Origin of the sequence: Thalassospira sp. SN3W (genome assembly GCF_038070535.1) — a bacterium.
Lineage (GTDB): Bacteria > Pseudomonadota > Alphaproteobacteria > Rhodospirillales > Thalassospiraceae > Thalassospira > Thalassospira xiamenensis.
The window spans coordinates 4,431,627-4,450,121 of record NZ_CP121124.1 but is presented as its reverse complement, the minus strand read 5'-3'; the positions used below and the strand labels follow the sequence as shown (position 1 = coordinate 4,450,121).

Here is an 18,495-nt window from a genome sequence, read left to right as displayed (position 1 = left end):
ACATATGGCTGATGCTTATATCTGCGATTTTATCCGTACCCCGATTGGCCGTTTTGGCGGCAGTCTTTCATCGGTCCGTGCGGACGACCTTGGTGCCATTCCGCTAAAGGCACTGATCGAACGCAATCCGAATGTTGATTTCGGCGATGTCGATGACGTGATTTTCGGATGTGCCAATCAGGCCGGGGAAGACAATCGCAACGTGGCGCGCATGTCGTCGCTTCTGGCCGGATTGCCGGAAAATGTGACCGGCACGACGGTCAACCGTCTGTGCGGGTCGGGCATGGACGCGATCATCATGGCCGCACGCGCGATCAAATCGGGTGAAGCCGATCTGATGATTGCCGGCGGTGTCGAAAGCATGTCGCGTGCGCCGTTCGTGATGCCAAAGGCCGAAACGGCCTTTTCGCGCAATGCGGAAATCCATGACACCACAATCGGCTGGCGTTTCATCAATCCGGTGATGAAAAAGCAGTACGGCGTTGATTCCATGCCGGAAACCGGTGAAAACGTCGCCGAGGATTTCAAGATCAGCCGTGCCGATCAGGATGCCTTTGCCGTCCGGTCGCAGGACAAGGCGGTGGCCGCACAGGAAAACGGCAATCTGGCCGCGGAAATCACGCCGGTCACCATTCCGCAGCGCAAGGCCGACCCGATCATCGTTGACAAGGATGAACATCCGCGTCCGGGCACCACGTTTGAAAAGCTGGGCAAACTGCCGACCCCGTTCCGCGAAGGTGGTTCGGTAACGGCGGGGAATGCATCGGGGGTTAATGACGGTGCGGCGGCATTGATCATTGCATCGGAAGCGGCGGTCAAGAAATACGGCCTGAAACCGATTGCCAAGGTGCTTGGCGGTGCGACGGCGGGCGTTGCGCCACGCATCATGGGCTTTGGCCCGGCACCGGCCAGCAAGAAGCTTCTGGCGCGTCTTGGCCTTACGACCGATCAGCTTGACGTGATCGAACTGAACGAGGCCTTTGCATCGCAGGGGCTTGCGACATTGCGCGATCTTGGCATTGCCGATGACGATGCGCGTGTGAACCCGAATGGCGGGGCGATTGCGCTTGGTCATCCGCTTGGCATGTCGGGGGCGCGCATCACCGGGACGGCTGCGATGCAGTTGAAACGTAGTGGCGGCAAATATGCGCTGGCGACGATGTGCATTGGCGTCGGGCAGGGCATTGCCATTGTGCTTGAAGCGGTCTGATTATCGGTTGATTTCAAAATGGCCCCTGTGCCGTTGGAAGAACGGGCAGGGGCTTCTTTTTGTGTTGTTGACCGAACGCCATGGCAGCGCGACACTAAGGACCTGAAATAACACCTGTTTAAACGGTGGACCAAACCAGATGACGATTTCGCCCTTTGATTCCGCGATGCTTGGCAATCTGTTTGCCGATGCGGAAATTGCCGCCCTGTTTACCGATGATGCGCAGATTGCATCAATGGTGCTGTTCGAGGCGGCATTGGCATCGGCCGAAGCACGCGCAGGCGTGATCCCGGAAACAAGTGCGAACCGTATTGCCGATGTGTGCCGCGAATTTCGCCCCGATCCCGCGACATTGGCGGCAGGATCGGCAAGTGCCGGTGTGCCGGTTCCGGCATTGGTCAAGGCGCTTAAGGCCGAGGTCGGCGGGGATGATGCACGGTTTGTCCATTTTGGTGCAACCAGTCAGGATGTGGTTGATACCGGGCTTGTGTTGCGGCTTCGCGATGCGGTGGGGATTATTCGCCGCCGGACGCGCAAGCTGATCAAGGCATTGATTGCACAGGCCGAAACCCACCGGGCAACGGTCATGATCGGGCGGACCCGTTCCCAGCAGGCGGTGCCGACCACATTCGGGCTTAAGGCTGCCGGATGGCTGGCACCATTGGTGCGGATTGATCAGCGGATTGATACGTTATGTTCTGACCTGTTCCGGTTAAGCTTTGGCGGGGCGGCAGGGACGCTGGCATCCATCGGGGATAAGGCGATTGAGGTTGAACGCAATCTGGCCGATGAACTTGAACTGCCCCCAACCGATATGCCGTGGCATAGCCAGCGCGATGTTCTGGTCGATTTTGCCGCACAGTTAACCGCGCTGAGCGGTGCGCTTGGCAAGATGGGGCAGGACCTTGTTTTGCTGGCGCAATCCGAAATAGCCGAAGTCCAGCCGGGCAAGGGCGGCGGATCATCGACCATGCCGCATAAATCCAATCCGGTGCAGGCGGAAATGCTGATCACATTGGCGCGGTTCAATGCCGGGCAGCTTGGCACATTTGCGCAAAGCCAGATCCATGAACATGAACGATCGGGCGCAAGCTGGTTGCTGGAATGGCTGACTTTGCCGCAGATGATCATGGCGACGGCGGCGGGATTGGCGCAGGCGGTTGATATGGTGCCGACCCTTAAGATCAATGCTGACCGGATGGCGGCCAATCTTGAACTGTCACGCGGGGCGATGCTGGCGGAGGCCGCGACCTTTGCCCTGGCCGAACATGTCGGGCGCGATGCGGCGGACAAGCTGGTCAAGGATGGACTTGCAAGGTCGGCGGCCAATCAAAGCAATCTGTTTGATGAATTGCCAAAACTTACCGATGTCGGGATCGACTGGGCCAAGCTGCGCGATCCGGCGCATTATATCGGGCAGGCCGATGCCTTTGTCGAGCGGGTGGTGACAACCGCCCGTCGGGCGATCAAGGACAGTTGACATGAAAAGGCGGTCGGGAAATGACCGCCTTTTGATTTTGCCCCGATCAGGTCACAGGACGCAGGCGTTTTTCAACGGCATAGTTATGGATCGGGACCCCGGCGACTTCAAAATCGCGGCGTTCAACCACGTGAAAGCCCTGTTTTAACAGGAAGCCCTTGGCGAGTTCGCTGGCTTCGGAATAGAGCTTTGCGATGTTGCGGTCACGTGCCGCTTTTTCGAGGGCGTCATAAAGTATCCTGACCGCACCGGTACCGGCAAGTTCGGGCAGGGCATATAGAAAATGGATATGCCCGTCGGCTTCGAGATCGCAAAAGGCGACGGCCCGGTCGTTTGCATCGGCCGCAATCAGGCGCAGCCGACCATCATCCATCAGTTCGGCAAACCGTTCTGCGGTTGGGGCGAGAGACGTCCAGATGCCGACCTGATCAGGGTTATAGGCACGTGATCCCAGTTCCGTGACGGAACGGGTGTAAATTTCGGTCAGCACCGATGCATCGGTGGCGCGATACGGGCGGATGGTGATCAATTCTGTGAACCCCATGCCGCGTCAAAGAACCGGACTTCAAGTTCGGTTGCCTTGCGAAAACAGGAAAGACAGTTTGCACGGGCCGTGTCATCGAGTGTCGGTCCGGTTTTATCGAGCTGATCATTGAGGAAGGCGACGACACTTTCGAAATAGGTCCCGATATGCAGATCAAGCCATTCGGCGTACCAGAATTCTTTGGGGTGGCTTTCGATTTCATTGTGAACCCGATCCGCCCAGCCAAGATAGGTGCCTTCGGCCACGGCCAGAACCGCCAGCATGCTGGCGTAGTCGTTGCTTTCCATGGCGGTGCGCATCAGGTCCTTGAAGTCCGCGGTGACGTCCCAATCCGGCATTTCTCGGCGTTCCTGTTCGGTGACGCCAAGCGCATCAAGCGATCGTTCGAAATAGGTGTTTTCCGGTCCGGTCAGAAGAGCGAGAAACTGGCAGGCCGGAATCCGGTCCGGCAGCGTTGGTGCACGTGATACGGCACCGGCCAGAAGGGCAACAAACCGGTCGATGAAACGGTGGTCCTGAATCAGATAGTTTTTGAGATTGCGGTCGGGAACCGCGGCCTTGCCCCAGGCATCGGTAAAGGGATGGTGAGTGACCTTGTGCCAATCATCGGCAACACACGCCTTGAGCCACTGGGAAAATGTGCCCGCCGGATTTTGCGCCTGCCAGACTGGCCAATCAGGTGTTGAGGCATTTTCGGGTTGTGATGCAACGTTGTCGGTCATGATCCATCCCCAGAAATTTTGATTTGAGAGGGGCTTAGCACGCGCGGGAAAGGACCGCAACCGGGCGCTTTTGTACATTGCATTGCGATGGATCATTTTTAACACAAAAAAATGATAAAATTACATTTGATTATTATAATGTTTAATTATAACCTCTCAGCCAGAGATTATTCATCCATTTAAAAAGCGGAATTTCGCGATGAAAGCCAATGTTGGAACATTTGATCGTGTGGTACGGATCATCCTTGGTCTTGTCCTGATTGTATTGCCGTTCATCCTTGCGACCGAGGCCGGTCCGTTTGCCACCCTTGGCGGTTTTGGCTGGCTTGCGATGATTGTGGGCGCGGTCATCCTGTTGACCGGGGTTATGCGATTCTGCCTGCTGTATCGCATTTTGGGTATTTGCACCTGTCAGACATCCACAAACTAGCATTATCGGCGTCCGACAATACCGGAGGAGTGGCATGAGTATCGGATCAGGCAAACCGTCGCTTCGGGCGGACAAATCGAAAATGCCGGTGGTGAAGGCATTTTTTGACGAGGCGACCTTTACGATCAGCTATGTGGTGCGCGATCCGCAAAGCAGTTGTTGCGCGATTATTGACTCGGTTCTGGATTATGACCCGGCAAGTGGCCGGACCAATACCGTTTCCGCCGATGCGATTGTTGCCTTTGTCCGCGAGGAAGGGCTTACGGTGCAATGGATACTTGAAACCCATGTCCATGCCGATCATCTGTCGGCGGCCCCGTATTTGAAGGACAAGCTGGGCGGGCGCATGGGCATCGGATCAAAGATCAGTGTGGTGCAGGAAACATTTGGCAAGGTGTTTAACGCCGGAACGGAATTCCAGCGCGACGGCAGTCAGTTCGACCATCTGTTCGAGGATGAGGAAACGTTTGAAATCGGCGGGCTTTCGGCGCGTGCGCTGCATACGCCAGGGCATACACCCGCCTGTATGTCCTATGTGATTGGTGATAGCGTTTTCGTCGGCGATACGTTGTTCATGCCCGATTTTGGCACCGCAAGATGTGATTTTCCGGGTGGGGATGCGGCGACACTTTATCGGTCGGTGCAAAAGATTCTGGCCCTTCCGGGAGAAACACGGGTGTTTCTTTGCCATGATTACAAGGCACCGGGGCGCGATATTTATATCTGGGAAACCACGGTGGCCGAAGAACGCGCCCATAATGTCCATGTCCGCGAAGGTATCAGCGAGGATCAATTCACCAAAATGCGCAAGGCCAAGGACGCGACATTGGATATGCCGCGCCTGATCCTGCCATCGGTTCAGGTAAATATGCGCGCTGGGGAGTTGCCACCAGCCGAAGATAATGGCATCCGTTATCTCAAGATCCCGCTTAACAGCCTTTGAGGGCAAAGGCGGGACGTTTCCGACGCGAAAGAATGGATGCAAGGACGATGAAACGCCTGAATGACGATCTTACCGTATCGCCCCAGATGCCGATTGAGGCACTGGATCACATCGCCCAAGCCGGTTTCAAGACGATCATTTGCAACCGGCCGGACAATGAAGATCCCGGTCAGCCACCGTTTAGTGCGGTCAAGGCGCGTGCCGAGGAACTTGGCCTTACGGCGGTGTTTCAACCCGTGATGAGTGGCAATGTGCAGGACGGCGATGCCGATGCCTTTGCCAAGGCGTTAAACGAATCTCCCAAACCCGTCTTTGCCTATTGCCGGACCGGAACGCGTTGCGCGATTTTGTGGTCGCTTGCCAATGCCGGGAAGATGCCGGTCGAGGATATTGTCAAAACGGCTGCGGATGCGGGGTATGACATGTCTGGTCTGGCACCGCGGATTGCCGCACGGAGCTGATAATTCAGCGGTGCGGCCATTGGCGGAAACGGGCCGACGTGATTTGTGGCCTTGATGGCCCGGAGTGCCGAATGTGAAACGGTTGCACCGTTATTTTCCGATCCTTGACTGGGGACGGACCTATAACCGACACGACGCCGCCAACGATATGACGGCGGCGGTGATCGTGACGGTAATGTTGATCCCGCAAAGTCTGGCTTATGCGATGCTGGCGGGATTGCCGCCCGAAGTCGGGCTTTATGCCTCCATCCTGCCATTGATAGCCTATGCGGTGTTTGGCACGTCCCGTGCCCTGGCCGTCGGGCCGGTTGCGGTCATTTCATTGATGACGGCATCGACCATTGGGGCGGCACAATTGCCCGAGGGCGTTAATGCCTTGATGGCGGCGGTGACATTGGCGGTGATGTCGGGTTTGATGTTGCTGGCGATGGGGATTTTCCGTTTGGGATTTCTGGCCAGCTTTTTGAGCCATCCGGTCATATCAGGTTTCATTACCGCATCGGGCATCCTGATCGCGTTGGGGCAGGTGCGCCATATTCTGGGCCTTCAGATCCCGTCGGGAAATGCGGTGCAGACCGCGATTGCGATTGTGCGATCCGTTGCAGACAGCAACCTTTCGACGGTTTTGATCGGGATTGGCAGCCTGATTTTCCTGTTTTGGGTGCGGATGTCGATGGGGTCGCTTCTGGTGCGGTTGGGGATGGCCAGGGTTTGGGCGTCGTTCTTGACCAAGGCGGGGCCGGTTCTGGTGGTGATCGTCACAACATGGCTGGTCTGGCAGTTTGATCTGGCGGCGGTGGGCGTGCGGATTGTTGGCGATGTTCCGGTCGGGTTTCCCGGGCTGTCGATACCATCCTTTGACCCGGAACTTGTCGTGCAATTTTTGGTGCCGGCATTGTTGATCAGCGTGATCGGATTTGTTGAATCGGTTTCGGTTGCCCAGACATTGGCGGCCAAGCGCCGCCAGCGCATTGTTCCCGATCAGGAATTGATTGCCCTTGGCGCATCGAACATCGCCGCCGGTTTTTCGGGCGGATATCCGGTGACGGGCGGGTTTGCCCGGTCGGTTGTGAATTTCGATGCCGGGGCGCAAACACCCGCCGCCGGTTTGATAACCGCGATTGCGATTGGGGCGGCGACATTTTTCTTAACGCCGCTTTTGTATTTTCTGCCGCATGCGACATTGGCCGCAACCATCATTGTCGCGGTATTAAGCCTTGTGGATATTGCGGCGATCCGGCGGGTCTGGGTTTATTCGAAACGCGATTTCAGCGCGATGATGGCAACCATTGCCGTAACGCTTTTGTTTGGTGTCGAGCCGGGGGTGATCAGCGGTGTGCTGCTGTCGATCATTTTGCATCTGCATCACACCAGCCGCCCGCATATTGCGGTGGTCGGTCTGGTGCCTGGAACCGAACATTTTCGCAATATCCATCGTCATCAGGTTTTGACCGGCACGCGGGTTTTGACGGTGCGCCCCGATGAAAGTCTTTATTTTGCCAATAGCCGTTATCTGGAAGACCGGATTTATGATCTGGTGGCGAAGAATCCGGGTTTGGCGCATGTGATTTTGATGTGTCCGGCGATTAATGAAATTGACGCCAGCGGTCTTGAAAGCCTTGAAGATATCAATCTGCGTCTGCGCGATGCCGGGGTTAAATTCCATCTATCTGAGGTCAAGGGGCCGGTGATGGACCGGTTGGCGCGCACCGCGTTTTTATCGCATCTGAGCGGGCAGGTGTTTTTATCCCAATATGCCGCGATTGCCGCCCTTGACCCAATGATCATCAACCCGGATCAGGATGGCGACGGCATCGCGACCGTAGAGGCAGGATAGCGTTTTTGCGTGACACATCTGCCAAAATTGCACTTTAAGTTTCGAGAGATTAGAACGATATGGTCACGGCGCGCGACAATGGCGCGCATGCCATGTGTTTGAAGGTGCCGTTTTGAGCGACTTATCACTTCGTATGGCGGTCGAGGGCGATCTGGATGCCCTTTGTGCCATCGAAAACCAATCTTTTGCCATCGACCGTCTGCCACGCCGCGCGTTCAAGCGTTTCCTTGGTATCGAGACCGCGCGTCTGTGCGTTGCCGAGAAGGGCGGGGTGGTGATTGGCTATGCGCTGGTGATTTTCAGGTCCAACGTTGCGATGGCGCGGCTTTATTCCATGGCGGTGCTGGCCGAACATCGTGGGCTGGGTATTGGCCGCGCACTTTTGAACCGGGCCGAGGAGCTGAGCCTTGATTTCGGGGCCCCGATCCTGCGTCTTGAAGTCAATCTGGATAACGATACGGCGATCCGTCTGTTCAAGGCGGCAGGTTACCGCGAATTTGCGCTTTATCCGGATTACTATCCCGACCATTCCGACGCGTTGCGTATGGAACGGGTTCTGGTGCCGCAATCATTGCGTCGGCCATCGCCGATCCATTTTTATCATCAGACATTGCCGTTTACCTGTGGTCCGGCGGCGTTGATGATGGCGATGAATGCCCTTGATCCCGATATTGAAATGGATCGCAATCAGGAGATTGCGCTTTGGCGCGAGGCGACGACGATTTTCATGACGTCGGGGCATGGCGGGTGCGGGCCACTTGGTCTTGGACTGGCGGCGCATAAACGCGGTTTTAATGTCGAGGTTTTAAGCAGCCGGGACGGGCCGCTTTTTGTCGATACCGTGCGCAAACCCAAAAACCGCGAGGTCGTGGAGCTGGTGCATTATGATTTCGCCCGTCAGGCACGTGAAGCAGGCATTCCGGTGACCACCGGGCCGTTTAGCATTGCGGAAATCGAGGAACGGTCAAAACAGGGCAAGATCGCGCTTGTTCTGATCAGCCAGTATCGGATTTACGGCGATAAAATCCCGCATTGGGTCGTGGTTTCGGGATTTGATGACCGGTATGTCTATGTCACCGATCCTGATATTGGCGAGGATCACGAACCGTTTAGTGGCAGCGATTGCGTATCGACACCGATCCTGCGCAACGAGTTTGACCTTATGGCGCGCTATGGCCGGGACAAGCTTCAGGCGGCAGTGTTCATCGAAAAAAGGGCCGGATAAACCGACCCTTTGTTTGTCATTTCGAGTGTCCGAAGACCTTCAGGGGCGTGCGATCTTGCCCAAAAGATGGGCGATGATCCGGCGATACAAATCCATGCCCAGCACCACATCCTCGACCCCGCCATCGATACTGGGGTTGTCATTGACCTCGATCACCATCGGGCCGCGCGGTGTTTCCTTCATATCGACACCATAAAGCCCATCGCCCATCAGGCGGGCTGCGGCAAGGGCGGTTGAAACAATATCGGCCGGGGCGTCTTCAACCGCGACAGTTTCAAAACCGCCTTGTTCAAACGATTTGCCGTCATCTTCATGTTTGACGATCTGCCAATGGCCCGGCGCCATGAAATAGCGGCTGGCAAAAAGCGGTTCGCCCCCCAGAACGCCGATGCGCCAGTCAAAGGTGGTTTCGACATATTCCTGAATGACCAGAAGTTCGGAATTTTTGAACATTTCGGTCGCGACTTCGGCCAGATGTTCGGGCGATTTCACCTTGCGCACCCCGCGCGAGAAGCAGCCATCGGGCACCTTCAGGACCGAGGGGAAGCTGAACAGCTTGCCGATTTCGGCAATGCGGCGTTTATCGAAAATCATGCTGCGCGGGGCCGGGATGCGGTGCGTGCGCAGCAATTCGGCAAGATAGACCTTGTTGGTGCAGCGCAGGATTGAGTCCGGATCGTCAATCACCGGAATGCCTTCCTTTCGCGCGCGCTTGGCAAAACGATAGGTGTGATGATCAAGGGCGGTGGTTTCGCGGATCAGCAGCGCATCAAATTCCGACAGATGGTGGAAATCCTTGGCGGTGATCAGTTCGGCCTTGGCACCAAGGTCGGCTGCGGCCTGAACGAACAGGGCCAATGCGTCATTATCGGATGGCGGCAGAACCGCGTCGGGATCATGGAGGATTGCCACCAGCGCACTTGGCGGATTGCCGCCAGATGCCGGTTTGCGCACCCGACCGCGCAGATAGGCACGAATGGCACTTTCAAAGGCGGGCAGGTCTTCGGCATCCAGTTGGCTTAGGGCTGGGGCTTCGATTTCGCGCAGGATTTTCTTATCCGACGGGTTCAGATGCAGGCGCAGGATCGGGCAGCGGAACTGATCGAAGGCGCGTTGCGCGATATCGCGGAAACGCTTATCGACGGTGCGGCCGAAAAAGACGTCAATTCTGGTCGGATGATCGCCGGGTTTGGTCAATGCTTCGACGATTTGCGAGCTCATTTCCGCGCGGGCGGTTTTTTGCAGCCGTTTCCAGTTCAGATCCAGAAGCACGTCGGCTTCGGGGATCACGCGTTCGCTGCGTGCGGCGGCAAGCAAGCTGCAATAATAGCCGCGTGACAGATATTCATAGGACTGACACAGGTTGATCACACGGCGGTTGCGGACCCCGTGGTCAAGCGCAAGATATTCGCGCACCCGCATGATGCGCGCACCGGGCACCTGAAACGGCAGATCCTTGAGGCGGTCCACAAGGATCAAGGGGGCACCGGTTGCAACCGCAGGGGACCGTTCGGTCGGAATATCATAAAGATCATGTTGCAGGCGAATGCCATCGGCCCCGTCTTCATAATAACCGGGCAGATCAGCAATCTGTTGATAGCCATGGCGATCATAAAGATTGCGGGCATTGCTGTTTTCAACACGGACTTCAAGGCGGATACGCACACATCCGGCATCAATCGCCAGGTTTTCAAGCCCGGCCAGAAGTTGGGTGCCAAGGCCCTTGCCGCGCCACTTATCGGAAATTGCCAGCGAATAAATGCGCGCAGTTGTCGTATTTGCGCGCAGCAAAAGCAGGCCATAACCGACAATATCGGGTGTTCCGCTTTCGCCGGCATCGGCGACCAGAAGACGGGCGGAAGATTGGCGCAGGAAGCGCGAAAAGCCCGATCGTGAAATCGCGTCGCTTGTGAAGCTGCCGCTTTCAAGAGCGCAAAGGCCATCCAGATCGGATCGGGTCGCCGTACGGATGATAACGGGCAGGGAGGAATTTGATGTCGCGTTGGAGTTCACTTAGGGGCCTCCGGCTTTTGGGTGGCAATGGCAAAAAAATAGCCTTCAACTTCGAGTAAGCCGGGCACATTTTTATGACAAGTGCGTTTAACGATCACAGCCATGCCATTATTTCATGCTCTCTGAGCCTTGGCGTCTTCGACCAGTGTATAGAATGAAAAGATGGCAGGCGCTTGGCAAGTGCCTTAAAACAATAAATGGATCGGACTGCGCGACGAATGCAGCCGACCGTTGCATAAGTCTATCGGGACCGAGTGAAAATATTGGGGACGTCTTTGGTGAACAGGGGTAAACGCTACAGCCGCAAATCCAGACTGCGTGGCATTGGTGTTGTGTCTGTTCTGCTTATGGGGTCAGCCGTTTCGGGATGTTCAGGGGATGGTGTCTTATCCGAATTTGGGTTCGGTAAGGACAGCGATAGTGCAGCACAGGATGTGTTGGGTGTCCAGATCCCCTATCAGGTCAAGATAGAAGGTATTGATCCGCAGGAGGAAAGGCTGATCAATGCGTTGCGCGAAGTCAGCACATCGATCCGGTTGCAATCGCGTCCCACGCCATCACTTGCCGGGCTTGAACGCCGGGCGGAGGATGATGTTGAGCGGTTCGAGACCGTTTTGCGGGCCTTCGGGTTTTATGACGGGCAGGTCGCATTCAATATCCGCAAGGCCGAACGCGATGATCCGACCATATCGGACGACGAAAATGGCGGCGATGGCGATGACGTTGTCAGCGCGACAAGCGAGCCGGCTGCTGGCGCACCGGCGGGTGGGGAACAGCCTGATCCGGTCGATCTGATTTATCAGGTCGACGTCAAGCAGCCCTATCTTCTGTCTGAAGTGAAATTTTCAATTGTCCGTCCGGACCATACGACCAAACGCGAGGCCACGGATGAGGAGCTTGAGCGGTCGAATTTGCACCTTGGACAGCGTGCGGCCGCAGATCCGATTATTCTGGCCGAACAATATGCCGTCGATATCATGCGTGATCGAGGTTATCCATTGGTGGAAGCGGGCAAGCGAACCGTGATCGCCAATACCACCGAAAAGACCATTTCGGTGACCTATGAACTGATCACCGGTGCGCAAGCCAATTTTGGCAGGGTCAATGTCAAAGGGGCTGAAAGTGTTGATGAGGATTTCATCGCCGGTTATCGCAGTTGGAAACCAGGGCAGAAATATTCCCCCGAAGAAGTCAAAACGACGCGCCGCGATCTGGCGCAATCCAACCTGTTTGACAGTGTGATCGTCAAACCGGTCGGGCCGGTTGCCGAAAATGGTGAAATCCCCATCGAGATCGAAGTGCACGAACGCAAACATCGCACGATTGGTGGCGGGGTTGATTTTTCAACTGCCGACGGGCCGGGGGCGAATGCATTCTGGGAAAACCGCAATCTGTTCGGGGCGGGCGAACGGCTCAGACTTGGTATCGAAGGGTCGGGGCAAAGCCAGGGCCTTGAAGCTGCATTCCGCAAGCCGCAGTTTCTTAAGCGGCGTCAGGCGCTGGTCGCGGATGCTTCGGCCAAGAGTTACAGCACGGATGCCTATGACGGCGAACTGGTCGAAAGCTTTGTCGGTATTGAACGCAAGTTTGGCGATTACTGGTCGGTTACGCTTGGCCCAACGGCGGAATATTCCGACCTGACGGGGGCAGATTCGCCCAATGAGCAATTCTATCTTGGCGGGTTACGGGGTGTTTTGCGGCGCGACAGCACCGATAATCCGCTTGATCCGACCGAGGGCAACCGGCTTGAATTCAACCTATCGCCCTATACCAGTCTGAGCGGCCCGAGCGCGCAATTCACATCCGTTTCATTCAATGGATCGCAGTATTTCGCCTTTGACGAGGACGGGGATTACGTTCTGGCAGGGCGTGGTCGTGCGGGGATGATCATCGGCGAAGACAGATCGGACCTTCCGGCCAACAAACGGTTTTATTCCGGTGGCGGCGGATCGGTGCGCGGTTACGAATATCAGAAAGTCGGGCCGATTGATGAGGATGGTGATCCGCTTGGCGGGCGTTCGGTGCTTGAAGCCGGGATCGAATTCCGCGCACGTCTGACGGAAAGTTTTGGCATCGTGCCATTCATCGAAGGCGGCAACGTGTTTGAGGCAAGTGACCCCGAAGACCTTGATCTGCTTTGGGCGGCAGGGCTTGGGTTCCGTTATTACACGGCGGTCGGGCCGCTTCGTTTTGATGTCGCCGTGCCGCTTGATAAGCGTGACAATGTTGATGACGATTTCCAGATTTATCTTAGCCTTGGACAAGCATTTTGACGTCGCCTGAAAATCCGAAACCATCGAGAGCCACCAAACGCGGAAAGGTCGCCAAATGGGTGCGGCGTGGCACGATTGCGTTCACATGCCTTTTGCTGACCGTGATCCTGATTGTCGGTATTGCTGGGACCGGTCCGGTATTGCGTGCGCTAACGCCGTGGTTAAACACTACGGTTGCAAAGACGATAGAGGGCGATTTCGAACTGGGCCGGATCGAGGGCAGCCTTTGGACGGGGCTTTCGCTTGATCGTTTGTCGATGTCGATGCCGTCATCCGGCTTGGCCGTGGATGTCAGTCAGTTCGGGTTTGACTGGTCCCCGCTCGCCCTTTTGGGTGGGACGCTTCGGATCAATCGCGTTGAAAGTACCGCGATTGATGTGGTCTTGCCCGATATGTCGGGCGTAGATGAAACGGCAGAGGACGAAGAGGCCGGATCGGGCGGTTTTGCGCCGCCATTGGCCATCGAGCTTGGCAAACTGGCGCTTGGCAATGTGCGTATTTCCGACCCGGCCAGCGGCAAAAGCTTTGAATACGGTCTAAGCGCCAGTGCGGCAATTCGCGAAAACCTTGAAGCGGCCTTGTCACTTGATCTGCGCCCGCTTGATGACAGCATTGACCGGCTGCGTGTCGAGCTTGATCTTGATGCCGATGCGCAGCGATTAAAGGCCGATATCGAAGGCAAGCTGGATCGTGCAGGGCTGGTCATGACCCTTGCCGGGCTGGCACCCGAAGATGCGCCAAATATCACGATCAGCCTGAAGGGGGATGGCCTGGCGACAGGCTGGAAAGGGCGGATTGTACTTGCGGCAAGTGACCTTGTGACGCTTGGCGGTGATTTGGGCTTGCGGCTTGATGAAAGCCGGATCGGGTTTGACCTTGATGGTGTTCTGGCAACGCAGGGTGAACTTGCAGCACAGCTTCCCGAACCGTTGCAGGGTGATCTTGATTTGGGCATTGGCGGGCAGTTTGATGCGGATGCCAATATCCTTTCGGTCACGCGCGGCGACATCACAAAATCCGGTCTTGCGATGATTGGCGCGACGGCGGAAATCGATTTTGATGAGAGTACTCTTCTGGCCGATCTGCACGGGGATATTGATCCGGCGACATCGGGCCTGATCGAGGATGCCGTGACATGGGGCGGGCTTGATGTGACCGCCCATGCCGAAGGGCCGCTTGAATTGCCTGATGTGACTCTGATGCTGCGCGGGGATCAGGTTGCAACACCGGTATCAACCATCGGGACATTGGCACTTGATGCCGATCTGCGCGGGGATGAGGACGGGTTTTCTGTTCAAAGCCGGATCGATGTTTCGGGCAATGAATGGCAGGATGCCGATCTTGGCGCGATGCTGGGCACTACGCAGCAGGTTGCCCTTGATGCGGAAATCGCACCGGATTTCAGCAAGTTTGCGCTTGGCAAAATCAATATCACCACGCCGGGTATTTCGGTTAATGGCAAGACCGATATCAATGACGTGATGGCGGTGACCGATGGCGAATTGATTGCCGATGTCGCAGACCTTTCGATCTTTGCGCCGATTTCGGGGCTTGATCTGAGCGGGACAGGGCAGGTTGCGATAAGCGATATCGAATGGTCGATGGAGCAGGGCGGCAAAGCCGATATTGCGATCAAGGCAGACCAAACAGGGTTTGGCATTGCCGATCTTGATCGTATTGTCGGGGCGACACCGACAATTGATGGCAAGCTTGCGGTTAATGATGCATTTGATCTGTCGATCACACTTGATCAGATTGCCACCGCGATGGTTTCTGGCCCGGCGCAAATCGATATTTCAAATGAATTCAGCCATTTGTCAGTTAAGTCTGACCTTTCGGTTCAGCCTGGTGTGGTGCCGCCCGATATTGGTGTTTCCATCGCCCCGGCGATGCTTGCGATCAATCTTGACGGGGATATCGCGGCACCGGCGGGAACGATCAGGCTTGGCACACCATCGGTTTCGGCCGGTGGGCAGAAGTTTGAGAAACTTGATCTTGTGACTGAAATGCGCTGGTCCGATCAGGCGGTTCTGTCGCTGATCAACAAGGCCGGGTTTGCCTTGATGGGGCGCAATTACGATCTGGCGGCAGATGTGGTCTTGCCTTCGGATGGTTTGCGGGTGGATAACATTGCCCTGAGCGGCGAGCGGCTTGAGCTGGCTGGCAGCTTGATGTTGCCGGATTACGCGGTGCCGATACGCGGCAGGCTTTCGGTGCGCAAACTCGATACCGTGATGCTGTCTGATTTCGGGGTGCCGGTGACGAACGGTGCGCTAACTGCGGATGTGGCGTTTGTGCCGAAATCGGGCCAGCAACAGATTGATGTGAATGCCGACCTGAAAGGTATTCGACTTGTCGCCGAAGAAGGGGCGGAACAGCCCGCGATCGAGGATGTTGTTCTGGCGGGTTCGATCCTTGATGCATTTGAAAAGCCCGGTTTTGATTTGACCCTGCGCGGGCGTGATATTCGTTTTGTGTCGCTTGCGATTAATGAGTTGCAGACCGAGATTTCCGGCGATCTTTCGGGCATTGGCATTGCGACGAACGCCAATGGCCAGCTTCGCGACAGTATCCCGATTAAACTTGATAGCACCGTCGAACTTGGGCTTTCGGATGGCATCAATGTTCGGGCCGATCAGCTTGATATGAATATCGGCAGCCAGAATATCGCGCTTCGTGCGCCGTTGCTGTTTAGCCAAACTGGCAAAGGGCAGCAGAAGCTTGAGGCGGCGCTGAATGTTGGCGCGGGGCAGGTGCTTGCCAAGCTTGATCTGATGCCAAAGAAAAACTTTGAGGCCAGGGCGCAGATTTCCGAACTGGTACTGGGCCCGTGGGGCGAGATGTTTGGCCTGAGCGGGCTGGACGGTACGATGAATATCACCGCCGATATGTCCGAAGCATCGGGGCAATTGCCGGTTGCGACCGTCAAGGGCGGAATTGAAAATATCACGACCGCCGGTGTAAAGGATTTGGCACCGTTTGAAATGGTGCTTGATCTGGTGTTGCGTGACGGTCAGTTCGACGGCAATGCCACCCTTGGCAACGAAGAGGCTCAGATTGTCGAGGCGCGAGGTGCGGTGCCTTTGGGTATTTCCATCCTGCTACAGGATTTTACGCTTGATCCCGATGCGCCGATTGATGCGCTGGTCAAGGTGGATGGGGAAATCGCGCAGTTCTGGCCCTACGTTCCGGCACCCGATCACGTGGTTGCCGGGCATCTCAAACTTGACGTGGTTGCCAAGGGAACGCTTGATGCGCTGGACTGGAACGGAACGATTGCCCTTTCGGACGGGTCTTACGAGCATCTGGAATATGGCACGCTGTTAAAGCAGATTACGATCAATGGCGATTTCGATCAGAACGGTCTGCGCGTTCCGGAAATTACGGCAACAGATGGCGGTAATGGACGTATCAATGGTTCTGCCGAGGTAATACTCGATGATGATCCGCTGGTCAGTTACAAGGCCGATCTGAAGGTCGATAATGCAGCACTTTCGCGCAAGGACGAACTGCAATTCTGGGCTGATGTGACGGCGTCCGTTACCGGAACCGAACAGACTGCCGATATCGAAAGCAATGTGATGCTGCGCCGTGGTGAAGTCGACCTGACCCTTGCGCTGCCGGTGTCGGTCTCGACCCTTGATGTCGAAAATATCGAAGACGTTAAAGAGCGCGAGGAAGAAGAAAAGAAAAACCAGACACCGGGCTTTGTCGGCAATCTGGATGTGACGGTCGATATTCCGGGGCGTTTGTTTGTGCGCGGGCGAGGGCTTGATTCCGAATGGGGCGGTAAGCTTGATATCAGCGGCACAACGGCGGAGCCGATCATTGTCGGGCAATTGCAGGCGCTTCGCGGGCAGCTTGATATCATTGGCAAGACATTCGTGATCAAGGATTCCAAGATCACGTTTTCAGGGGCAACGCCGCCCGACCCGTTGCTGGATATCGCAGGGGTTTATACAACCGATGATCTGACGGTAACCGCCGGGTTCCAGGGGCCGTCAAGCGACCCGGAACTGGTTTTGACATCAAATCCGTCCCTGCCGGAGGACGAAATCCTGTCGCAGGTGCTGTTTGGCAAATCGCAGGGAAGCCTGAGCGCGATTGAGGCGGTTCAGCTTGCCAGTGCGGTCAACGAGCTTTCAGGCGGGGGCGGCGGACTTGATATCGTCGGTTCGGTGCGTCGTTTCATCGGCGCGGATGTTTTGCAGGTCGGCGGTGGCGAAGACGGCCCGAACGTCAAGGTGGGTAAATACCTGACGGACGGGGTCTATGTCGGGACCAAAACCGGAACCACGCCGGGGTCAAGCGGGGTTGAGGTCGAAATCGAACTGACCCCGAATATCAGTGTCACCAGTGAAACCACCGAAATCGACAGCAAGGCCGGTGTTCAGTTCCGACTGGATTACTGATCGAGTTTGAGATCGCTGATATCGACAAGCGCGCCGCGCCGTGAAATCACGCGTCCGGCAACCTTTTGTGCAACCGCAATCGCGGCGGGCACATCAAGCCCGGCATTGCGGGCGGCAAGGTACGATCCGTTAAAGGAATCCCCGGCTGAAGTCGTATCGACGATATCGGTGACCTTGGGCGGTATGACAGTACCGGTTTCACCATCCTTGATCGAATAAAAGGTTGGTTCGCCGCCGCATTTTACAACAACCTCAGTTGCGCCAAGCGAATGCCAGCGTTTGGCGGTGGCAGCAGGCGTGGCATCGCCAAATAGCGCACTGTCATCGTCAAATGTCGGCAGGACCGTATGGCAATGGGGGGCCATCGCCAAATAGGTTGCCATTGCATCGTCCTGATCGGCCCAAAGGCGTGGGCGGTGATTGGTATCAAAGCAGACCTTGCCGCCCTGTTTGGCGAAGTTTTCTGCAATGTCGATCAGGGTTTTACGGTCAGTGTCCGAGAGGATCGCAAGCGTGATCCCCGAAAGATAAAGGCAGTCAAACCCGCGAAGCGCATCGCGCAGCACGGCATCGTGGCCGCCCTGAAGCATCTGTTTGGCCGCGGCATCATTGCGCCAATAGGAAAAGCTGCGTTCGCCGGTTTCATCGGTCTGAATGGCATAAAGACCGGGCAGGGCGCCATCGATCCGGCGGACCAGTGATGTGTCGATATTGTCGTTCTGCCATGCGGCAATCATCGCGTCGCTATAGGGATCGGTACCCAGTGCCGTGATGTAGGAAACATCTGTATCAGACGTTGCAAGCAGGCGGCTGGTGCGTGCCATATAGGTTGCACCATTAAGCGTATCACCGGCAAAGCCGAGGTTGGCCGCGCCAAAAATGCTGCCGGGGGATGTTCCGGCAAGCTCGATCATGCATTCGCCGATAAAGGCAGTACGGGTCATT

General features: G+C 56.2%; 13 protein-coding genes. 9 read left to right on the top strand and 4 right to left on the bottom strand.

What is annotated here, in order from left to right; all coding sequences use genetic code 11:
* Positions 1-4 precede the first annotated feature (4 nt).
* Positions 5-1,210: a 3-oxoadipyl-CoA thiolase gene (gene pcaF, locus P8T57_RS20480; protein WP_341364139.1), complete on the top strand. Its 1,206-nt coding sequence runs from the start codon at positions 5-7 to the stop codon at positions 1,208-1,210.
* 139 nt (positions 1,211-1,349) lie between these two features.
* Complete coding sequence (locus P8T57_RS20475) at positions 1,350-2,690, top strand: 3-carboxy-cis,cis-muconate cycloisomerase (protein WP_341364138.1); 1,341 nt, start codon at positions 1,350-1,352, stop codon at positions 2,688-2,690.
* Positions 2,691-2,736: 46 nt separating this feature from the next.
* Here P8T57_RS20475 and P8T57_RS20470 read toward each other — a convergent pair whose 3' ends face one another.
* A complete protein-coding gene (locus tag P8T57_RS20470; protein ID WP_341364137.1) occupies positions 2,737-3,234 on the bottom strand; it encodes a GNAT family N-acetyltransferase in 498 nt (165 codons plus the stop codon).
* Positions 3,216-3,956 (bottom strand): TenA family protein, encoded by a 741-nt coding sequence (locus tag P8T57_RS20465; RefSeq protein WP_341364136.1) that lies wholly within the window; start codon positions 3,954-3,956, stop codon positions 3,216-3,218. The genes P8T57_RS20470 and P8T57_RS20465 overlap by 19 nt, the downstream gene beginning before the upstream one ends.
* A gap of 199 nt (positions 3,957-4,155) precedes the next feature.
* Here P8T57_RS20465 and P8T57_RS20460 point away from each other — a divergent pair, with 199 nt between their 5' ends.
* The 5 genes from P8T57_RS20460 to P8T57_RS20440 all read left to right on the top strand — a co-directional run bounded on the left by P8T57_RS20460 (position 4,156) and on the right by P8T57_RS20440 (position 8,852).
* Complete coding sequence (locus P8T57_RS20460; protein ID WP_037991445.1) at positions 4,156-4,386, top strand: DUF2892 domain-containing protein; 231 nt, start codon at positions 4,156-4,158, stop codon at positions 4,384-4,386.
* A gap of 34 nt (positions 4,387-4,420) precedes the next feature.
* Positions 4,421-5,329 carry an MBL fold metallo-hydrolase gene (locus P8T57_RS20455; RefSeq protein WP_007089329.1) on the top strand — a complete coding sequence of 303 codons (909 nt, stop codon included), beginning with the start codon at positions 4,421-4,423 and terminating at the stop codon, positions 5,327-5,329.
* Between the two features lie 47 nt (positions 5,330-5,376).
* Positions 5,377-5,790 (top strand): TIGR01244 family sulfur transferase, encoded by a 414-nt coding sequence (locus P8T57_RS20450; protein ID WP_051682338.1) that lies wholly within the window; start codon positions 5,377-5,379, stop codon positions 5,788-5,790.
* 73 nt (positions 5,791-5,863) lie between these two features.
* On the top strand, positions 5,864-7,627 hold the full coding sequence (gene sulP / locus P8T57_RS20445) for a sulfate permease (RefSeq protein WP_037991619.1): 1,764 nt from the start codon (positions 5,864-5,866) through the stop codon (positions 7,625-7,627).
* Between the two features lie 112 nt (positions 7,628-7,739).
* Complete coding sequence (locus P8T57_RS20440) at positions 7,740-8,852, top strand: peptidase C39 family protein (RefSeq protein WP_341364135.1); 1,113 nt, start codon at positions 7,740-7,742, stop codon at positions 8,850-8,852.
* 39 nt (positions 8,853-8,891) lie between these two features.
* Here P8T57_RS20440 and P8T57_RS20435 read toward each other — a convergent pair whose 3' ends face one another.
* A complete protein-coding gene (locus tag P8T57_RS20435; protein WP_007089333.1) occupies positions 8,892-10,865 on the bottom strand; it encodes a GNAT family N-acetyltransferase in 1,974 nt (657 codons plus the stop codon).
* Between the two features lie 278 nt (positions 10,866-11,143).
* Here P8T57_RS20435 and P8T57_RS20430 point away from each other — a divergent pair, with 278 nt between their 5' ends.
* Complete coding sequence (locus P8T57_RS20430; RefSeq protein WP_341364134.1) at positions 11,144-13,138, top strand: autotransporter assembly complex family protein; 1,995 nt, start codon at positions 11,144-11,146, stop codon at positions 13,136-13,138.
* On the top strand, positions 13,135-17,550 hold the full coding sequence (locus P8T57_RS20425; protein WP_341364133.1) for a translocation/assembly module TamB domain-containing protein: 4,416 nt from the start codon (positions 13,135-13,137) through the stop codon (positions 17,548-17,550). The genes P8T57_RS20430 and P8T57_RS20425 overlap by 4 nt, the downstream gene beginning before the upstream one ends.
* Here P8T57_RS20425 and P8T57_RS20420 read toward each other — a convergent pair.
* Entirely contained in the window at positions 17,544-18,494 is a 951-nt protein-coding gene (locus P8T57_RS20420; RefSeq protein ID WP_341364132.1) for a sugar kinase, read from the bottom strand. The two genes, P8T57_RS20425 and P8T57_RS20420, sit on opposite strands and share 7 nt — an antisense overlap.
* Between the last annotated feature and the right edge of the window lies 1 nt (position 18,495).

Excerpts from the sequence above, each read along its gene's own strand:
- pcaF (WP_341364139.1), top strand. The coding sequence starts at position 5 with ATGGCTGATGCTTATATCTGCGATTTTATCCGTACCCCGATTGGCCGT.
- P8T57_RS20475 (WP_341364138.1), top strand. The coding sequence starts at position 1,350 with ATGACGATTTCGCCCTTTGATTCCGCGATGCTTGGCAATCTGTTTGCC.
- P8T57_RS20470 (WP_341364137.1), bottom strand. The coding sequence starts at position 3,234 with ATGGGGTTCACAGAATTGATCACCATCCGCCCGTATCGCGCCACCGAT.
- P8T57_RS20465 (WP_341364136.1), bottom strand. The coding sequence starts at position 3,956 with ATGACCGACAACGTTGCATCACAACCCGAAAATGCCTCAACACCTGAT.
- P8T57_RS20460 (WP_037991445.1), top strand. The coding sequence starts at position 4,156 with ATGAAAGCCAATGTTGGAACATTTGATCGTGTGGTACGGATCATCCTT.
- P8T57_RS20455 (WP_007089329.1), top strand. The coding sequence starts at position 4,421 with ATGAGTATCGGATCAGGCAAACCGTCGCTTCGGGCGGACAAATCGAAA.
- P8T57_RS20450 (WP_051682338.1), top strand. The coding sequence starts at position 5,377 with ATGAAACGCCTGAATGACGATCTTACCGTATCGCCCCAGATGCCGATT.
- P8T57_RS20420 (WP_341364132.1), bottom strand. The coding sequence starts at position 18,494 with ATGACCCGTACTGCCTTTATCGGCGAATGCATGATCGAGCTTGCCGGA.